Genomic DNA, 16,578 nt, shown 5'->3' on the forward strand with positions numbered 1-16,578 from the left:
CCAGTGAAGCGGCGCTGAAGCGCAGCCTCGCAACCCTCAAAGCCTTGCCCATACTTCCCGCTGGAGAACCGGCAACAGTTCAGCCTCGAACCAGGGATTTTTCTTCAGCCACGCCGTGTTTCGCCAGGACGGATGCGGCAATGGCAAAACCCGAGGGCTACGTGTTTCACCAAAAATCTCCCGCCATGCCTGCATCGTCTCCGTAAGATTCTTTTTGCGCGAGGAACCGAGATGCCAAGCCTGTGCATATTGCCCGATGACCAGAATAAGATCGATCTGCGGCATCTGCGCCATCAGCCGCGCGCGCCAGGTGGGCGCACACTCCCGTCGCGGCGGCAGGTCGCTACCCTTCGCGTCGTAGCCGGGAAAACAGAAGCCCATCGGTATGATGGCGAAGTTTCGCGGATCGTAAAACTGGGCGCGATCCACGCCGAGCCACTGGCGCAGTCGATCACCCGACCGGTCGTCGAAGGGAAGCCCCGATTCGTGAACACGTGTCCCCGGCGCCTGCCCCGCAATCAGTATGCGTGCCTGGTGGGACCCGATCAGGACGGGACGCGGTTCATGCGGCAATGGCGCGCCCGCTGGCTCATCCCTGCACATGCGGCAAGCGCGGATACTGCTTAAAAGATGTTCGAGCGTTTCAGTCATTTCCCTACGCAGCGGCGCTGGGCCTGTCGGCCACCGTGTCATACCAGCGATGCAGATGATCGAGACCTTCCGGCATTTCGATCCGTGCGGGTTTCATAAACTGGATTGAGACCAGGCCGGTAATATCGGCGATGGTGAATGCATCACCCGTCAAGAAAGCTCGAGAGGCCAACTCCTCGTTTAAAAACGATAAAAACGCTCGCGCCCTCGGCTTATTGGCCTCGCCCCATTCCGGCACCTGCGGCACCTCCCGCTCCCGCATTGCCGGGTGAAGGTGGCGAAAAGCGGCCGCGACCGGCAGATAGAGTTCGAACTCGACCCGGCGTTGCCACATTTCCACGCGGGCGCGGTCGAGCGCGTCCGTCCCGAAAAGCGCCGGTTGGGGATGCAACTCCTCAAAATAGCGGCAAATCGCCACCGACTCAGTCAGAATGGTGCCGTCGTCCAACTCTAACACCGGAAGACGCTGCAGCGGATTGAGACGCGTTACCGCTTCGCTTCGGTGCTCCATCATTCCCATGTCTACCGGAATCGTCGGAAGCTCAATGCCCTTCTCGGCCAGAAAAATCCGCACTCGCCGTGGATTTGGTGCCCTCCCGCCATCGTAAAGTTTCATTCGGCGTCTCCCTCCGTTCCGTTTCCATGGTACGTCTGGTCCAATCATGGGACACCCGCTGCGATTGAAGGGTTTTTAATCATTCGTCCCTAGGTTCGGCGCTCAACGGTGGAGCAGTTAACCAGCGATGGCGCTGAACGACAAACATATTGCCGACAAGTTCATTGTCGACCGGTCGAAACCGCACCGCAACCGCGAAGTCGCCCAAGCGGTGCGCCGGACCCGCGACCGCCTTTCTCAGACATCCGGCAATCCGGCTTTCGATCGCGACATGTTGAAGATCCACGCCCGTGCGATCATCAACAGCACGCTTGTGATCCTTCTTTTTGTTCTTGCCATCGGCGCGATAATATTCGCCGTGGGAATGACCCAAACACCGCCCTACTGGGTCCTTCTGGCAGGCGGAAGCTATGCCGCGCTTTTTCTGTTGGCACGGCGCGTCGATCGGCTCTCCCTGGGTGATATGAATGCCGCGAGCTTGCGCCTGCAGTTCCTCTGCCTGCACTTCCTGACCGGCGTTGGCTGGGCGTTCTTTGCTTCGTTGGAATGCCTCCAGTGCGGCATCAATCAAGTACCCGTCATGATCGCGGTCATTCTTCTGATGATGATAGCCGCAACCGCACTCCTTGCCGCGTCGCTGCGCGGAGCCATCGCTGCCACCTTTGCCCTTCCCGTAGCAGTTTACGCGTACAACTACGCGCGCCTGCCCCTGGACGTCGAGCCGATTATGGCCGGCCTACTCATCTTGTCGCTGCCATTCTTCAGCTATGTTGCCCACCATCGCAACAAGGCATCCGTTTCGCTCCTTTCCTTCCGCAGTGAAAAGGACGGGCTCATCGCAGAGTTGGAAGAGGCGAATGCGGTTTCGGACGAAGCCCGCCGCCGGGCAGAGGAAGCTAACCTTGCCAAATCAAGGTTCCTCGCATCCATGAGCCACGAACTGCGGACGCCACTCAACGCCATACTGGGCTTTTCCGAAGTGATGGCTAAGGAGGTTCTCGGACCGATTCATAACGAGACCTACCGGGAATACGCCCGAGACGTCCACGAATCCGGAAAGCACCTGCTCGGCCTGATCAACGAGATCCTGGACCTTTCCCGCATTGAGGCTGGCCGTTATCAGATGCACGAAGAGCCGCTCGAACTCACGGACGTGGTGCAGGAATGCTGCCGCATGATCGAGTTGAAGGTGCGCGCGAAGGACATCCGCCTGGTCCAGCAGTTCGAGCCAGTACTGCCCCGTCTCCTGGCGGATGAACGTTCCGTTCGGCAGATCGCCTTGAACCTGCTTTCCAACGCCGTGAAGTTCACGCCATCCGGCGGCGAGATCATCGTCCGCGTCGGCTGGACAGCAGGCGGCGGCCAGTACATTTCCGTCAAGGACAACGGCCCCGGCATCCCCGAGGATGAAATCCCGGTAGTGCTGTCCGCCTTCGGACAGGGCTCGATCACGATCAAGAATGCTGAACAGGGCGCCGGCTTGGGACTTCCAATCGTACAGGGCCTTGCCGCCCTCCACGGCGGCACACTTGACCTGAAAGCGAAGCTGCGCGAAGGAACGGAAGCGATTGTCGCTTTCCCGCCGTCACGTGTCATGGAAGAGTTGCCGGCAATTCCCACGCGGCAGGTGAACCGCCTCCGCGAGAGCGCCTGAAGCTCTCGTTTACCGCTGCTGACGGGAACGTACCTCCGCCACACCGGCTGCAACGTCCACGGCGGATTTCACCATATTGGCGGCAAGCGCCGCCGCAACACCGTCCTGCCTTACCTCGCCAAGGTCGAGCAACGGCACCAGCCCCATTTCCTCGGCCACCTCCCGATGGACGGGATCGACTGCCGCGGCAAGCAGGCAATGCTCGACCGCACGCGGCGTCATCGCATTCAGAACGACCGCCGCGGCAGTCGACGCAAGTCCGCCCAGAATAACTGCCACCTTCTGCGTCCTCGCCGCCAGTATCGCGCCTACCAGCGCGGCGATTTCGCGCCCGCCAAGCCGGCGCAAAGCCTCGAGCGGGTCGTTCAGATGTCCGTCATGAGCATTCAATGCGTCGGCAATGACACTCCGCTCTTGCGGCTTGATCTGCTCCCACGCATCGGCTTGTCGGCCGGTCAGCGCCGAGATAAGCGCCATCGCGCCAGCGTCGGCCGCAGTATCGGCCCCCCCTAACCCGATCAGGTCGGCGCCTGTGGCGACGGCCTCCATGCCGAATGCGATCGTCGCGGCGCACCCACGCTCGTCCAGTGCTGCAACCTCGGTGATGTCACCCACGGGCACTTCGAGTGCGAGGTCGAACACATTGAGGCCAAAATTACCGCTGGCGCACAATTGGCTGACCGGCGCGGCGCCGGCCGCGATCTCTTCGACCCGGTCGCGCGCAGCCGCCACGGGATCATCTGACCCCAGACGGCGCGAAACACCGTGCGTTGCCGCAAAGAGCGCAATGACTGGATTGCCCACTCGTGCGGGGGAGCGTCCCGCGGCCCCGGAAAACCAGGCCGCAAGGTCCTCCAAACGTCCCAGCCCTTCCGCCCACCCTACCGGGGCGAAGAACCCATGCGTCCGTTCGGCCGCCGCCGAATCCATCTCCGGCAGTTGCCGGACAAGATTGCGGATGTCGTCAAAAGGCAGGCCGCTGGTCGTCATCTTTACATCCCTCGAAATCGCAACGGGCATAATGGCACGGGCCGCTACTGGCAATGGCTAGCGTACAAACTTGCGTTTATAGCTGAGCCGTCCCATCTGAAAGGCTCGGTGGATATCCAAAGGTCGCTGATGCAAACCGTCGAATCTCCCTGCATTCTCGTCTGCTCAATTGACGACAGAACCGGCTATTGCTTCGGGTGCGGACGGACGCGCTCGGAGATCGGCGCTTGGCTGACCATGTCTTCCACCGAGCGGAGAACGGTCATCGCGGAACTGCCGACACGTCTCGCCATCGAGCGCAGGCCGCGGCGAGAGACGCGGCGCAAACGCATGGCGCGCGAGCGGGCTCAGGACGACAAGCTATGAGGTTGTTCTGGATCGTCATTGCAGTCCTCTTGCTGGGCCTCATCCTCTTGATTGCAAATCACGACAGCGGGCAGGTGTTCGGTATAGAAAACAATACCTTCGCCGGGGTCCTTTATCTCAGCCTTTGGGCGTCGGTCTTGATTGTGGGGCTGCTCGGCTCCCGAACCCGAATGCGCAACGCCTTGCGCGACATAGCATATTGGCTGCTCATCCTGCTTGTGCTCATGACCGGATATCAATATCGCTACGAATTACAGGATACAGCCAGCCGGTTGACCGCCGGCCTCGTGCCCGGCAGCCCCATGACGCTCTCCGGCGATTCTCAGGCCTCCATCATGCTTGACAAGGCCGCCAACGGCCATTTCGAGGTGCGCATGGACGTGAACGGCCACACAGTCCAGGCCCTCGTGGATACGGGCGCGTCGATTACTGTCCTGACCGCCGCCGATGCAAGACGGGTGGGAGTTTCGACCGAAGACCTCTCCTATTCGGTCCCGGTCATGACTGCCAATGGCCGCGCGATGGCTGCCCAGGCCCGTGTCGATAGCGTGCGGATCGGCCCCATCGAACGTGACAACGTCCCGGTCCTCGTAGCCGCACCGGGCAGGCTGGAGCGCAGCCTGCTTGGTATGCAGTTCCTGGGCAGCCTTTCGAGTTTCGAAATGCGCGGCGACCGGCTGATCATGCGGGATTAGGCCTAAAAATCCAAGTTTTGATAATTATAAAGAATCCATATTACCTGAGCGATAAGACTACCGCTAACAAAAATAATATGGAAACTCTTGTTCTTCACGAACATGGCAATGATAGCCAGCGCAAACATTAATGCCTGCCGGATTGAATATTGAGCACCAAGAGCAATAAAATAGCCCGTTCCCTTCCAGAGCGTATCAACCACATCAACGACGAATATGCTTGCCAGGAGGCCATAGAACCATTTTTGGCGGGAGTGAAAATAATCTCTGAAACCGGCGTACTCATCCATGTGGTCGGGAAACAGAATCGAGCATATGAAAAACAAAAGGGCCGCGTAACAGATCAGAAAAAAGTAGAATACAAAGGTCCAGCGTTCGACGTGTGTAAGCCGGAACTCGAACCACCAAAAATGGATAACCGTAAGAAAGAGAAACGCGCCCCATCCCAAATGAACGAGGTAAATACGTTTCCGGCTTGGATGTTGGACAATGCGTGCGAATCCGGTCAGCAGACGGGTCAGACTGAGCCCCATGACCACGGCCAGAATAGTGCGAATGTGAAACACTTGTTCGGGATTCGGGCTGAGCGATTCCATGGCTAAGGCAGCCTGAGGTGCTGTTTTCGAAGCATTTTCGGACGCTTTATGTACGCCAATATGATAAAAAACTTTCTACTATATAACACTACTGCTATAAAATCCGATCACGAGTGTTTATGGATCCTATTAAGTATTACTGTTGGTAATTACGCTAATACTACCCGCACGTGCTAAAACAAGGCTCTAGCGCTCAAGGTACAACCCGCCCGGACGATCTGGGCCTCTATAGCAGGCTCCAGAGAAATCGGAATGAAATCCCGACTGCAAAGATCCCGAATGCGATTTCCAGATGCCGTTTCTTCAGGGCGTGCGCAGCGCTGACGCCCAGTGGCGCGATGAGCAGCGTGATCGGGCTCACGAGCAGGACCGCTATCCAGTTCACATAACCGGTTGAGGCAACCGGTAGGCCGGGCACGGCCCAGCCAGCCCAGATGTACCCCAGAAAACCCGGCACTGAGATCAAGACACCTACACCTGCCGAGGTCGCGATGGCCTGATGGATGGGGCGGCCGAACAGGGTCATGAACGTGTTGTTCAGAATGCCCCCGCCAATGCCGATTAGCGTCGAGAGATAGCCTATGACGAATCCGATCATCGACCGCCCGGGATTGCCGGGAATATTCGAGCCGATCCGCCAATCATGGCGGTTGAACAGGAGTCTGAGACCGACAGTAAACAGGATCGCGGAAAAAATGGCCATCAACCCAGCACTCGAGATGAGCGCCGCGGTCACGGATGCCGCCACGACTCCCGCCGGCACGGCTATCACAAAGCTGCGCAGGAGCTTCATATCGACCGCGCCACGCAAAAAATGCGAGCGGCACGAGCGCAAAGAAGTCGGCACGATCACGGCGAGCGAGGAACCAACCGATAGATGCATGCGCACCGCCTCCTCCACGCCGAAAAGGCTGAAAATTTGGTAGAACACCGGCACGAGGATTGCGCCGCCGCCAATCCCGAAGAGCCCGGCCATGAAGCCCGTGACCGCGCCGGCAACCCCCATCGCCGCGGCATAGGCTGCAATCTCGCCCGTCGGTAAATCCATTCCGTCCCCTCGTATGGCGATCTCGTGTTTATGACAGAATCATGATGCATTGCACCATTTGCAATGCTGCTATGCAACATTTGCTATTTTGCCATGCAGCGAGAAGGACTATCTGATGGCTGCAAGACGGTTAGAGACCGCACAGACCAAGTGAGCAAGACTGATGAACCTGATCCGCAATTATCGTAACTGGCGCCGTTACCGGCAGACGGTTAGCGAGCTTAGCCAGCTCTCGAATCGTGAACTGACCGATCTGGGCATTGCCCGCGGCGATATTCCGTTCGTAGCACGGAAGTCTCTGTAATTCACGGAATTTCGTCAGGGCCTCCTCCTCCTCCCAGCCCTGACGGATAGGACCGGTAATCACCTCCTCCCGATTACCGGTCGACAAAAACGACACCCGCCGGACCTCCTCCCCCGGCGGGTGTTGTTTTTTGAACATTCCCGAGCTTAGAACGAAAACGGCCGGGCACAGGCCCGGCCGAAATCAATCCACGATTACAGTGAGCAGACCTACTCGGCCTCGCCTTCATCGGTCGAGGCGTTTTCGCCCGCTGGAACATCGCTGCTTCCCAAGACCTCGACCTCCTCATCATCGGCTTGCGGTTCAGAAATCCGCTCCACCGAGACGACCCGTTCGCCATCGGCGGTATTAAAGATCGTGACCCCTTTGGTCGCGCGGCTGGCGATCCGAATTCCCGAGACCGGCACACGAATGACCTGGCCCGCGTTGGAGACCAGCATGATTTGATCCTCGGGCGCGACGGGGAAAGCAGCTACCAAGGGACCGATTTCATCGCGTTTCGAAACATCCGTTGCGCGAATACCTTTCCCGCCACGGCCAATTACACGAAAATCGTAGGAGGACGAGCGCTTGCCGTAGCCGTACTCGCTGACGGTCAGCACCATCTGCTCGTGCGCCTTCAATTCCTCGTACCGCTCAGGAGAAAGGCTGGCCTCTTCGCCGACATCTTCGTTGGTTAGCGCGATCTCCTCTTCCTCGTCGCCATTGGACGACCGGCGGTCTGCCGCCGCCTGCTTCAGATAGGCCGCACGTTCCGCAGGCGTGGCTTCGACGTGTTCCAGAATGGCCATGGAGATAATCTTGTCGCCATCGGCGAGATTGATGCCGCGAACGCCGATCGAATTGCGCCCGGCAAACACACGCACACCCGTTACCGGGAAACGGATACACTGGCCGGAGGCAGCGGTCAGAAGTACGTCATCATTCTCGGTGCAGGTATAGACGCCGAGGATTTCGTCGCTTTGCTCCTCCAGCTTCATGGCGATTTTGCCGCCACGGTTCACCTGCACGAAATCCGAAAGTTTGTTGCGCCTCACGGTGCCGCGCGTGGTGGCGAACACGACATCCAGCTCGGCCCAGCTTTCCTCGTCCTCGGGTAAGGGCATGATCGACGTGATGCGCTCGCCTTCCTTGAGCGGCAACATATTGCGCAGGAACTTTCCGATCGACTGCGGCGAACCCACGGGCAGGCGCCAGACCTTTTCCTTGTAGACGATGCCACGCGAGGAGAAGAAGAGGATCGGCGTGTGCGTGTTGGCCACGAAGAGCCGCGTGACGAAGTCCTCGTCCTTGGTCGACATACCTGAGCGGCCCTTGCCGCCGCGCGCCTGCGCCCGATAGAGCGAGAGCGGCACCCGCTTGATATAGCCCTTGTGAGTGACGGTGACGACCATATCCTCTCGCTGGATTAGGTCTTCGTCCTCCATGTCGGCGCCGCCTTCGGTGATCTCGGTGCGGCGCGGGGTGCCAAACTCGTCACGCACGGCAACCAACTCATCCTTGACGATCTGCTGGATGCGCGCGCGCGAGGATAGGATTTCGAGATAATCCTGAATTTGGGAACCGATCTTGTTCAGCTCGTCGGCGATCTCGTCGCGGCCGAGTGCGGTGAGGCGCTGCAGACGCAGCTCCAGAATGGCGCGGGCCTGCTCCTCGGACAGGTTGTAGGTCCCGTCCTCGTTCACCTTGTGGCGCGGATCGGCGATGAGCGTGATCAGCGCTTCCACGTCATGCGCCGGCCAGCGCCGCTCCATCAGTTGCTCGCGCGCCGTCTGCGGATCGGGCGCGCGGCGGATCAGATTGATGACCTCGTCAATATTGGCCACTGCAATGGCAAGACCTACCAGCACGTGCGCCCGTTCGCGGACCTTGCGCAGGAGATACTTCGTGCGGCGGCTAACCACGTCTTCCCGGAAGGCGACGAAGGCCCGCAAGACGTCGAGCAGTGTCATCTGCTCCGGCTTGCCACCGTTGAGCGCCACCATGTTAGTGCCGAAGGAGGTCTGCAGCGGCGTGAAGCGATAGAGCTGGTTGAGCACCACCTCGGCATTGGCATCGCGCTTCAGTTCCACGACCACGCGATAGCCCTGCCGATCGCTCTCATCGCGGATGTCGGAAATGCCTTCGATGCGCTTGTCGCGCACAAGCTCGGCCATCTTCTCGATCATCTGCGCCTTGTTAACCTGGTAAGGCACCTCGGTGACGATGATCGCCTCGCGCTCGCCGCGGATCTGCTCGAATTCGGCCTTGCCGCGCATGATCACGGAGCCGCGCCCCGTCGAGTAAGCGCTGTGGATGCCCGAACGGCCGAGAATGATGCCGCCGGTCGGAAAATCCGGGCCGGGGATGATTTCCATGAGCCGCGAAAGCTCAATCGCAGGATCATCGATCAGTGCCACGCACCCATCGACCACTTCGGCGAGATTGTGCGGCGGAATGTTGGTGGCCATGCCGACGGCAATACCGCCGGAGCCGTTCACCAGAAGATTGGGAAAGCGCGCCGGAAGCACCTCCGGTTCCTGCGCAGCACCGTCATAGGTATCCCGCCAGTCGACTGTGTCCTTGTCGATATCTTCCAAGAGCTCGTGCGCAGCCTTGGTCAGGCGCGCCTCGGTGTAACGCATCGCCGCCGGCGGATCACCGTCGATCGAACCGAAATTGCCCTGGCCGTCGATGAGTTGCAGCCGCATCGACCAGGGCTGCGCCATGCGCACAAGGGCATCATAGATCGCCGCGTCGCCATGAGGGTGGTATTTACCCATCACATCGGCGACAGGGCGCGCGGACTTCACATATTTACGGTTCCAGTGATAGCCGCTCTCGTGAGAGGCATAGAGAATGCGCCGATGCACCGGCTTCAGCCCGTCGCGCACGTCCGGCAGCGCGCGGCTCACGATCACGCTCATCGCGTAATCGAGATATGAACGCTGCATTTCCTCAATAATGGAAATAAATTCGATATCGTCGGGCTCGCCGGGCCCGCTCGGCGTCGTCTGGTCAGTCAAATCGGATCACATTCAGCTAACAGAATCACTGTCCCCTTATATAAGAAGCGCTGCGGAATCTCCAATGCCGCAGAGCTATATAAGCGGGGAAATGACACGGAATTTCAACAGGATAATGCTTTCATTCGCGAGCACAGCATAACACCGGTCTAACGTGCTCTCGCCGTCGAGCTAAAAATAACGGAAACGATCCGCGATGCCCGCCTTCGATGATATCATAAACGCCTTCGTCACCCTGCTTGTGACGGTCGATCCAGTGGGCCTTGCGCCGCTCTTCCTGGCCGTTACTGCCGGCATGACGCGCTCAGAGCGCAATCAGGTCGCTGTCCGCGCCAGTCTTATCGGATTCGGTGCCCTAACCCTCTTCGCCCTCGCCGGTAGCGCAGTTTTGAAGATCTTCGGCATCACGCTGCCGGCCTTCCGCGTCGCTGGCGGCCTTCTCCTGTTCTACATTGCCTTCGAGATGATCTTTGAGCAACGTCAAGAGCGGCATGAGAGGAGCGCCGAACGCGCCATTACGCGCGATATGATTCGCAATATCGCCGTCTTCCCGTTGGCGATCCCGTTGATCGCCGGGCCCGGCGCAATTTCGGCCGCAATTCTCCTCTCCGGCAGTTTTGCCGGCCCCCTAGGTCTTGCCGTTCTGGTCGGGATTCTCGTCGTTGTGATTGCGATTACTTACGCAGTCTTCGTGCTCGCCGAGCGGGTTGACGGTTTCCTGGGAGAGACCGGCCGGTCAATCCTGACCCGACTCCTGGGTGTACTTCTCGCCGCTCTCGCGGTGCAGTTCGTCGCGGACGGCGCAAAGGCGCTCCTTGCCGCTCCGTAAGGATTCGGCAGACCGCCCGGATTCCGGACGATCCGCCGAAGCAGCGCTTATTGGGCCTGACCGATGGCCTGGGTCAGCCTTTCGGCCAGTTCCGGGTCATTCTGCGCCGAGCGCAGGACCTGATTGTACTCGTCCACGGAAATCCCGTCGGTATCTTCAACCGCCTGTAGCATGGCCTGGCCGGCCTCGTTGCGCAGGCCCTGCTGCTCTTCGTCGGATGCGGCGCTCTCGATTTGCTGGGTAAAGTCTTCCTTTACCGCTTCAACCTGTTGGAAAGCGACGACGAACGACTCCAGCTTCTCCTCGCTGATGTCCGTTGTTTCGGCCGCTGCGGGTGCCTGTTCGGTTTCCTGCGCAAGTGCCTGGGGTGCAAATGCGATGCCGACCGACAGAAATCCTGCGGTGAACAACTCTCTGGTGCGCAATGCAAACGTCATGTCATGTCCTTTCTGGCGTTCTCATCCGGTAAGGGACACCCTCACCTCTCCCGCCGACCGTCTTGGCACCGCGGGTAGGCGCCTCCATGACAGATAAATGTGACTTCAAACCCTCGTTGGACCGTTGGCGCGATCACGATTTATATGTGCGTCCCATGATTCCTGACCGGCAGAGGGCTTCCCACGCCCCGTTTCGACCACGTTTGAACGGAGCTCGTACTACGCTCTGCCAGCAAGAGAGCGGTTCTGCAGATCAAGCGGGCTAACGGCGCTTTTGCGACTGCCGCCTGCTCGATATTAAGTCGCTAAAACTTCAACACTCTGTGTACAGACGGACTGTACCGATCAAAACGGAATCTCGTCGTCCAGGTCGCGCGAGTAACCGCCGCCACCACCCGTATTATCCGCCGGGCCCGACTGGCCGAAATCCGACTCGCCGCCACCGCCGCCATAGCCGACCTGGCGGTCCTCACCCTGGCCGCGAGAATCCAGCATCTGCAACTCCCCACGGAACTTCTGCAGGACGACCTCGGTCGTATAACGCTCCTGACCGGACTGGTCTGTCCATTTCCGGGTCTGGAGCTGCCCCTCAAGATAAACCTTCATACCCTTCTTCAGGTACTGCTCGGCCACCTTGGCGAGATTATCGTTGAAAATCACCACCCGGTGCCACTCGGTGCGGTCGCGCCGCTCACCCGTGCTGCGGTCGCGCCAAGTCTCGGAGGTGGCAATCCGCAGGTTAACCACTGGATCCCCGGAATTCAGGCGCCGAATCTCCGGGTCTGCACCCAGATTCCCCACGAGAATGACCTTGTTTACACTGCCCGCCATGACATCACTCCACTCAACCGAATTGCACGAACCCGCCGCGAGCCCGCGAACGCACAGGCTCCGGCGACGCGCCGAATGATTGCGACCATATAGGAAATCCCGGCCGCATGCTCGCCCGGTTTGCCATCACCCCAAGCCGTCCACAGTTCAATTGTGTTCCCTATTTGTTCATAGCATCGAGAGCGCCGCCGCGCAAGGCGCCTTTGGGATAGCTGAACGACCAGCCCAAGAAAAGGCCCTGCCGCCGTCTTCTGTCGGGCGCGCGAGGGCCGATTATCGTGCCGGAGCATTTTACCGGCGTTCGAGGACGGGCAAATGCACCGCCCACCATAATATGTTCAATTGTGGGTTCGGCAGCCGGGTTTCCGGTTGTCACCGCTCGGGCCCCGTTCAGCCCTTCACCGGCTGTGGCTCCACATATGTCGTGGAGCCGCTCAAACAGTCAGGTGGAGTCATGCCTCCCTCCTCGACTTCATTGCCGTCCCATCGTTCCGGCAGCCTAGGTTGGGCCACCGCTGATGGACTTGTGGATTCTGCGCCCCGTTTGTCCATCCGTCAAGAGTTTCCGGGCCCCAAAACACGCCACCAGAAGGGCCCCGCCTCTCCGTGCCGACAGGAAATGTCAGGATCTTGTTCGTTTTTTGTTCTTTGCGCTTGAACTCGGCAGAAAAAACTGAAAAACCAACATCGTTATCATCAGAAACGGGTGGCGCATTGCCGCGCCACCATCGAAATGCGCCCCGTGTTCCCCTACATGAGGCGAGTCGGCGCCTCGGCCGGCAATCCCGTAGCACAAGAGGGCAGCAAAACGGGCATGCCTGACAACAAGCTGATTTCCATTCGCGGCGCGCGCGAACACAATTTGAAGAACGTCGACGTCGATCTTCCGCGCGAGAAGTTGATCGTCATGACCGGGCTTTCAGGCTCTGGTAAGTCGTCGCTTGCCTTCGACACGATCTATGCCGAGGGCCAGCGGCGTTACGTCGAGAGCCTGTCGGCCTATGCACGCCAGTTTCTGGAGATGATGCAGAAGCCCGATGTCGACGAGATCGACGGGCTTTCGCCGGCGATTTCCATCGAGCAGAAGACGACGTCCAAGAACCCGCGCTCCACCGTCGGCACGGTCACGGAAATTTACGACTATCTGCGCCTTTTGTTCGCGCGCGTGGGAGTGCCCTATTCGCCGGCCACGGGCCTGCCGATCGAGAGCCAGACCGTCAGCCAGATGGTCGACCGCGTCCTGGCGCTGGAGGAAGGCACGCGGCTTTATGTCCTCGCGCCCCTCGTGCGCGGGCGTAAGGGTGAATACCGCAAGGAGCTTGCCGAACTCCAGAAAAAGGGCTTTCAGCGCGTCAAGGTCGACGGCGCCTTCTACGAGATCGCCGATGTTCCCGCGCTTGACAAGAAATACAAGCACGACATCGATGTGGTGGTCGACCGCGTCGTCGTGCGGCCGGATCTGTCCACCCGGCTCGCCGACTCGCTGGAAACATGTCTAAACTTGTCCGATGGCTTGGCAGTTGCGGAGTTTGCGGATCGCCCCCTCCCCGAGGAGCAGACCGCCGAGGGCGGCAGCGCCAACAAATCCAAGAATGAAACCCACGAGCGCCTGCTCTTTTCGGAAAAATTTGCCTGCCCCGTTTCCGGCTTTACCATTCCGGAGATCGAGCCGCGCCTCTTTTCCTTCAACAACCCGGCCGGTGCCTGCCCCACCTGCGATGGACTGGGCAGCCAGCGCGCCGTTGATCCGGAACTCGTCGTTCCGAACCAGGACGCTATCCTGCGCGAGGGCGCCATCCAGCCCTGGGCCAAATCCACCTCGCCCTATTACCTGCAGACCCTTGAAGCGCTGGGAAAGGAATACGGTTTCAAGGTCGGCAATCGCTGGAAGGAGCTGTCGGAGGAGGCCCGATCGGCCATCCTGCGCGGAACGGGCGAGCGCAAGGTCACGTTCGAATATGATGACGGGCTGCGCAGTTATCGCACGACGAAGCCCTTCGAGGGCGTCGTCAACAATCTCGAGCGCCGCTGGCGCGAGACGGAATCGGCATGGGCACGCGAAGAGATCGAGCGCTACATGTCGGCCTATCCCTGCCCGGCGTGTGGCGGCCACCGGCTGAAGCCGGAAGCGCTGGCCGTCAAGATCGACGGCCAGCATATCGGGGAGATTACAGCGATGTCCATAGGCAGGGCCGGTCAATGGGTCGAGTCCTTGCCTGGCGGTTTGAGCGAGCAGCAGAACGCTATCGCCGCGCGCATTCTCAAGGAAATCCGAGAGCGCCTGAACTTCCTCAATGAGGTTGGCCTGGAATATCTGACGCTCTCGCGCGGTTCCGGTTCGCTCTCCGGCGGCGAAAGCCAGCGGATCCGTCTCGCCTCGCAGATCGGCTCCGGCCTAACGGGCGTGCTTTACGTGCTCGACGAACCCTCGATCGGGCTGCACCAGCGCGACAACGACCGGCTGCTCGCCACACTCCGCCACCTGCGGGATCTCGGCAACACGGTCATCGTGGTCGAGCACGACGAGGACGCCATCCTCTCGGCCGACTATGTGGTGGATATCGGTCCGGCAGCGGGTGTCCATGGCGGCCGTATCATTGCCGAGGGAACCCCGCGCGATATCATGGCCCATCCGGCCTCCATCACGGGCAAATATCTCACGGGGGAGCTTGCCGTTCCTCTGCCGGAGACCCGCCGGGAAATCCCGAAGAAGCGGCGCGTGCGCGTCGTGGGCGCGCGCGGCAACAATCTGAAGGACGTCACCGCCGACATACCGCTCGGCACTTTCTCCTGCGTTACCGGCGTATCGGGCGGCGGCAAGTCGACTTTCCTGATCGAGACGCTTTACAAGGCAGCTTCACGCCGCATCATGGGCTCGCGTGAACATCCGGCGGAGCACGAGCGCATTGAGGGACTGGAGTTCCTGGACAAGGTCATCGACATCGACCAGTCCCCAATCGGCCGCACGCCGCGCTCGAATCCCGCAACTTATACGGGCGCCTTCACGCCCATCCGCGACTGGTTCGCCGGCCTTCCCGAAGCCAAAGCGCGCGGCTATCAGCCGGGACGCTTCTCCTTCAACGTGAAGGGCGGGCGCTGCGAGGCTTGCCAGGGCGACGGCGTCATCAAGATCGAGATGCACTTCCTGCCGGATGTCTACGTCACCTGTGACGTCTGCCACGGCCAGCGCTACAACCGGGAGACGCTGGAAGTCACCTTCAAGAGCAAATCGATCGCTGATGTCCTGGAAATGACGGTGGATGAAGGCGTGGAGTTCTTCTCCGCTGTGCCGGCTGTGCGCGACAAGCTGAAGACGCTTGCCCGCGTCGGGCTCGGCTATGTGAAGATCGGTCAGCAGGCCACCACGCTTTCGGGCGGCGAGGCCCAGCGCGTCAAGCTCGCCAAGGAGCTTTCCAAGCGCGCCACCGGCCGCACGCTTTATATTCTCGACGAACCGACGACCGGCCTGCACTTCCACGACGTGGCCAAGCTGCTCGAAGTTCTCCATGAGTTGGTCAACCAGGGCAACACGGTGGTCGTCATCGAGCACAACCTGGAGGTCATCAAGACCGCCGACTGGATCCTCGATCTCGGACCTGAGGGTGGCGACGGCGGCGGCGAGTTGGTCGTGGCCGGCAGCATCGATGACGTCATGGCCGAGGAGCGGAGCTACACGGGCCAGTTCCTGAAGGAGCTTCTGGAGAGGCGGCCGACGCGGCGAATACAGGCAGCGGAGTAATCGAATGACCACATCCGGTAACGTTCGCGCCGGCATCGGCGGCTGGACCTTCGCCCCTTGGGAGGGCACGTTTTATCCGGACGATCTGCCGAAGAAGCGGCAACTCGAATATGCCAGCCGGCATCTGCCGACCATTGAGGTCAATGGCACTTACTACGGCTCACAAAAGCCGGCCGTCTTCGCCAAATGGGCCAGCGAAGCGCCAGAAGGCTTCGTCTTCTCGCTCAAGGGCAATCGCTTCGTCACCAACCGCAAGGTGCTTGCGGAGGCGGAAGAGTCGCTAAAGCGCTTTCTCGGCTCCGGCATTACGGAGCTGGGCGAAAAACTCGGCCCCATTCTCTGGCAGTTCGCGCCGAGCAAGAAATTCGCTCCGGACGATTTCGAAGCGTTCCTGAAGCTCCTGCCGGAAAAACAGGACGGAATACGGCTGCGCCACGTGCTGGAGGTGCGGCACGCCTCTTTCGTCGTGCCGGAGTTTGCCGCCCTCGCCCGCAAATACGGCGTAGCGATCTGTTACGCACACCACTTCACCTATCCCGAAATGGCCGATGTGACGTCCGATTTCGTCTATGCCCGTCTCCAGCGCGGCGACGATTCGATCCCGACCGCCTACGCGCCGGCCCATCTCGACGCGTGGGCCGACCGGGTGAAGACCTGGGCGGAAGGAGGAATGCCGGGCGACCTGCCCTTGGCGGATGAGAGCGTGACCGTCGAGAACCAGCCGCGCGACGTCTTCGTCTACTTCATCCACGAGGGCAAAATCCGCGCGCCCCAAGCCGCTCAGGCGCTCATGGAACGGGTCAAATAGAGCCGGCCT

15 protein-coding genes are annotated in these 16,578 nt (G+C 60.1%); 7 read left to right on the forward strand and 8 right to left on the reverse strand.

Annotated features, from left to right (window positions below):
• Positions 1-36 precede the first annotated feature (36 nt).
• Together LY631_RS05360 and LY631_RS05365 are read right to left on the reverse strand one after the other, a co-directional pair.
• Entirely contained in the window at positions 37-651 is a 615-nt protein-coding gene (locus LY631_RS05360) for a uracil-DNA glycosylase family protein (RefSeq protein WP_274424095.1), read from the reverse strand.
• Between the two features lie 4 nt (positions 652-655).
• Positions 656-1,267 (reverse strand): glutathione S-transferase family protein, encoded by a 612-nt coding sequence (locus LY631_RS05365; RefSeq protein ID WP_274424096.1) that lies wholly within the window; start codon positions 1,265-1,267, stop codon positions 656-658.
• 127 nt (positions 1,268-1,394) lie between these two features.
• Here LY631_RS05365 and LY631_RS05370 point away from each other — a divergent pair, with 127 nt between their 5' ends.
• Positions 1,395-2,921, forward strand: coding sequence for a sensor histidine kinase (locus tag LY631_RS05370; protein ID WP_274424097.1), 1,527 nt, complete (start codon positions 1,395-1,397; stop codon positions 2,919-2,921).
• Between the two features lie 9 nt (positions 2,922-2,930).
• Here LY631_RS05370 and LY631_RS05375 read toward each other — a convergent pair whose 3' ends face one another.
• Positions 2,931-3,911 carry a nicotinate-nucleotide--dimethylbenzimidazole phosphoribosyltransferase gene (locus LY631_RS05375; protein ID WP_274424098.1) on the reverse strand — a complete coding sequence of 327 codons (981 nt, stop codon included), beginning with the start codon at positions 3,909-3,911 and terminating at the stop codon, positions 2,931-2,933.
• A 129-nt stretch (positions 3,912-4,040) separates the two neighbouring features.
• On the opposite strand from LY631_RS05375, the gene LY631_RS05380 reads away from it, so the two are divergent.
• Entirely contained in the window at positions 4,041-4,277 is a 237-nt protein-coding gene (locus tag LY631_RS05380) for a DUF1289 domain-containing protein (protein ID WP_274424099.1), read from the forward strand.
• Positions 4,274-4,972, forward strand: a complete 699-nt coding sequence (locus tag LY631_RS05385; protein WP_274424100.1) for a retropepsin-like aspartic protease family protein — start codon at positions 4,274-4,276, stop codon at positions 4,970-4,972. The genes LY631_RS05380 and LY631_RS05385 overlap by 4 nt, the downstream gene beginning before the upstream one ends.
• Before the next feature lie 2 nt (positions 4,973-4,974).
• Here the strand turns inward: LY631_RS05385 and LY631_RS05390 are convergent, their stop codons facing one another.
• Both LY631_RS05390 and LY631_RS05395 read right to left on the reverse strand, forming a co-directional pair.
• Entirely contained in the window at positions 4,975-5,568 is a 594-nt protein-coding gene (locus tag LY631_RS05390) for a hypothetical protein (RefSeq protein ID WP_274424101.1), read from the reverse strand.
• Between the two features lie 226 nt (positions 5,569-5,794).
• Complete coding sequence (locus tag LY631_RS05395; RefSeq protein ID WP_274424102.1) at positions 5,795-6,616, reverse strand: sulfite exporter TauE/SafE family protein; 822 nt, start codon at positions 6,614-6,616, stop codon at positions 5,795-5,797.
• A 163-nt stretch (positions 6,617-6,779) separates the two neighbouring features.
• On the opposite strand from LY631_RS05395, the gene LY631_RS05400 reads away from it, so the two are divergent.
• Complete coding sequence (locus LY631_RS05400) at positions 6,780-6,920, forward strand: DUF1127 domain-containing protein (RefSeq protein ID WP_274424103.1); 141 nt, start codon at positions 6,780-6,782, stop codon at positions 6,918-6,920.
• 209 nt (positions 6,921-7,129) lie between these two features.
• Here LY631_RS05400 and gyrA read toward each other — a convergent pair whose 3' ends face one another.
• Positions 7,130-9,925 carry a DNA gyrase subunit A gene (gene gyrA, locus LY631_RS05405; RefSeq protein ID WP_274424104.1) on the reverse strand — a complete coding sequence of 932 codons (2,796 nt, stop codon included), beginning with the start codon at positions 9,923-9,925 and terminating at the stop codon, positions 7,130-7,132.
• A gap of 196 nt (positions 9,926-10,121) precedes the next feature.
• Here gyrA and LY631_RS05410 point away from each other — a divergent pair, with 196 nt between their 5' ends.
• Complete coding sequence (locus LY631_RS05410; protein ID WP_274424105.1) at positions 10,122-10,754, forward strand: MarC family protein; 633 nt, start codon at positions 10,122-10,124, stop codon at positions 10,752-10,754.
• 47 nt (positions 10,755-10,801) lie between these two features.
• Here the strand turns inward: LY631_RS05410 and LY631_RS05415 are convergent, their stop codons facing one another.
• The gene (locus tag LY631_RS05415; RefSeq protein ID WP_274424106.1) at positions 10,802-11,191 is read right to left on the reverse strand and encodes a DUF4168 domain-containing protein; all 390 of its coding nucleotides are present in this window, start codon (positions 11,189-11,191) and stop codon (positions 10,802-10,804) included.
• 345 nt (positions 11,192-11,536) lie between these two features.
• A complete protein-coding gene (gene ssb / locus LY631_RS05420) occupies positions 11,537-12,022 on the reverse strand; it encodes a single-stranded DNA-binding protein (RefSeq protein ID WP_274424107.1) in 486 nt (161 codons plus the stop codon).
• An 814-nt stretch (positions 12,023-12,836) separates the two neighbouring features.
• Between ssb and uvrA the strand changes: the two genes are divergently transcribed.
• Both uvrA and LY631_RS05430 read left to right on the forward strand, forming a co-directional pair.
• Positions 12,837-15,761: an excinuclease ABC subunit UvrA gene (gene uvrA, locus LY631_RS05425; RefSeq protein ID WP_274424108.1), complete on the forward strand. Its 2,925-nt coding sequence runs from the start codon at positions 12,837-12,839 to the stop codon at positions 15,759-15,761.
• A gap of 4 nt (positions 15,762-15,765) precedes the next feature.
• On the forward strand, positions 15,766-16,569 hold the full coding sequence (locus LY631_RS05430) for a DUF72 domain-containing protein (RefSeq protein WP_274424109.1): 804 nt from the start codon (positions 15,766-15,768) through the stop codon (positions 16,567-16,569).
• The last annotated feature ends 9 nt before the right edge of the window (positions 16,570-16,578 follow it).

Source organism: Chelativorans sp. YIM 93263, from assembly GCF_028767125.1.
In the GTDB taxonomy this organism is placed as follows: domain Bacteria; phylum Pseudomonadota; class Alphaproteobacteria; order Rhizobiales; family Rhizobiaceae; genus Chelativorans.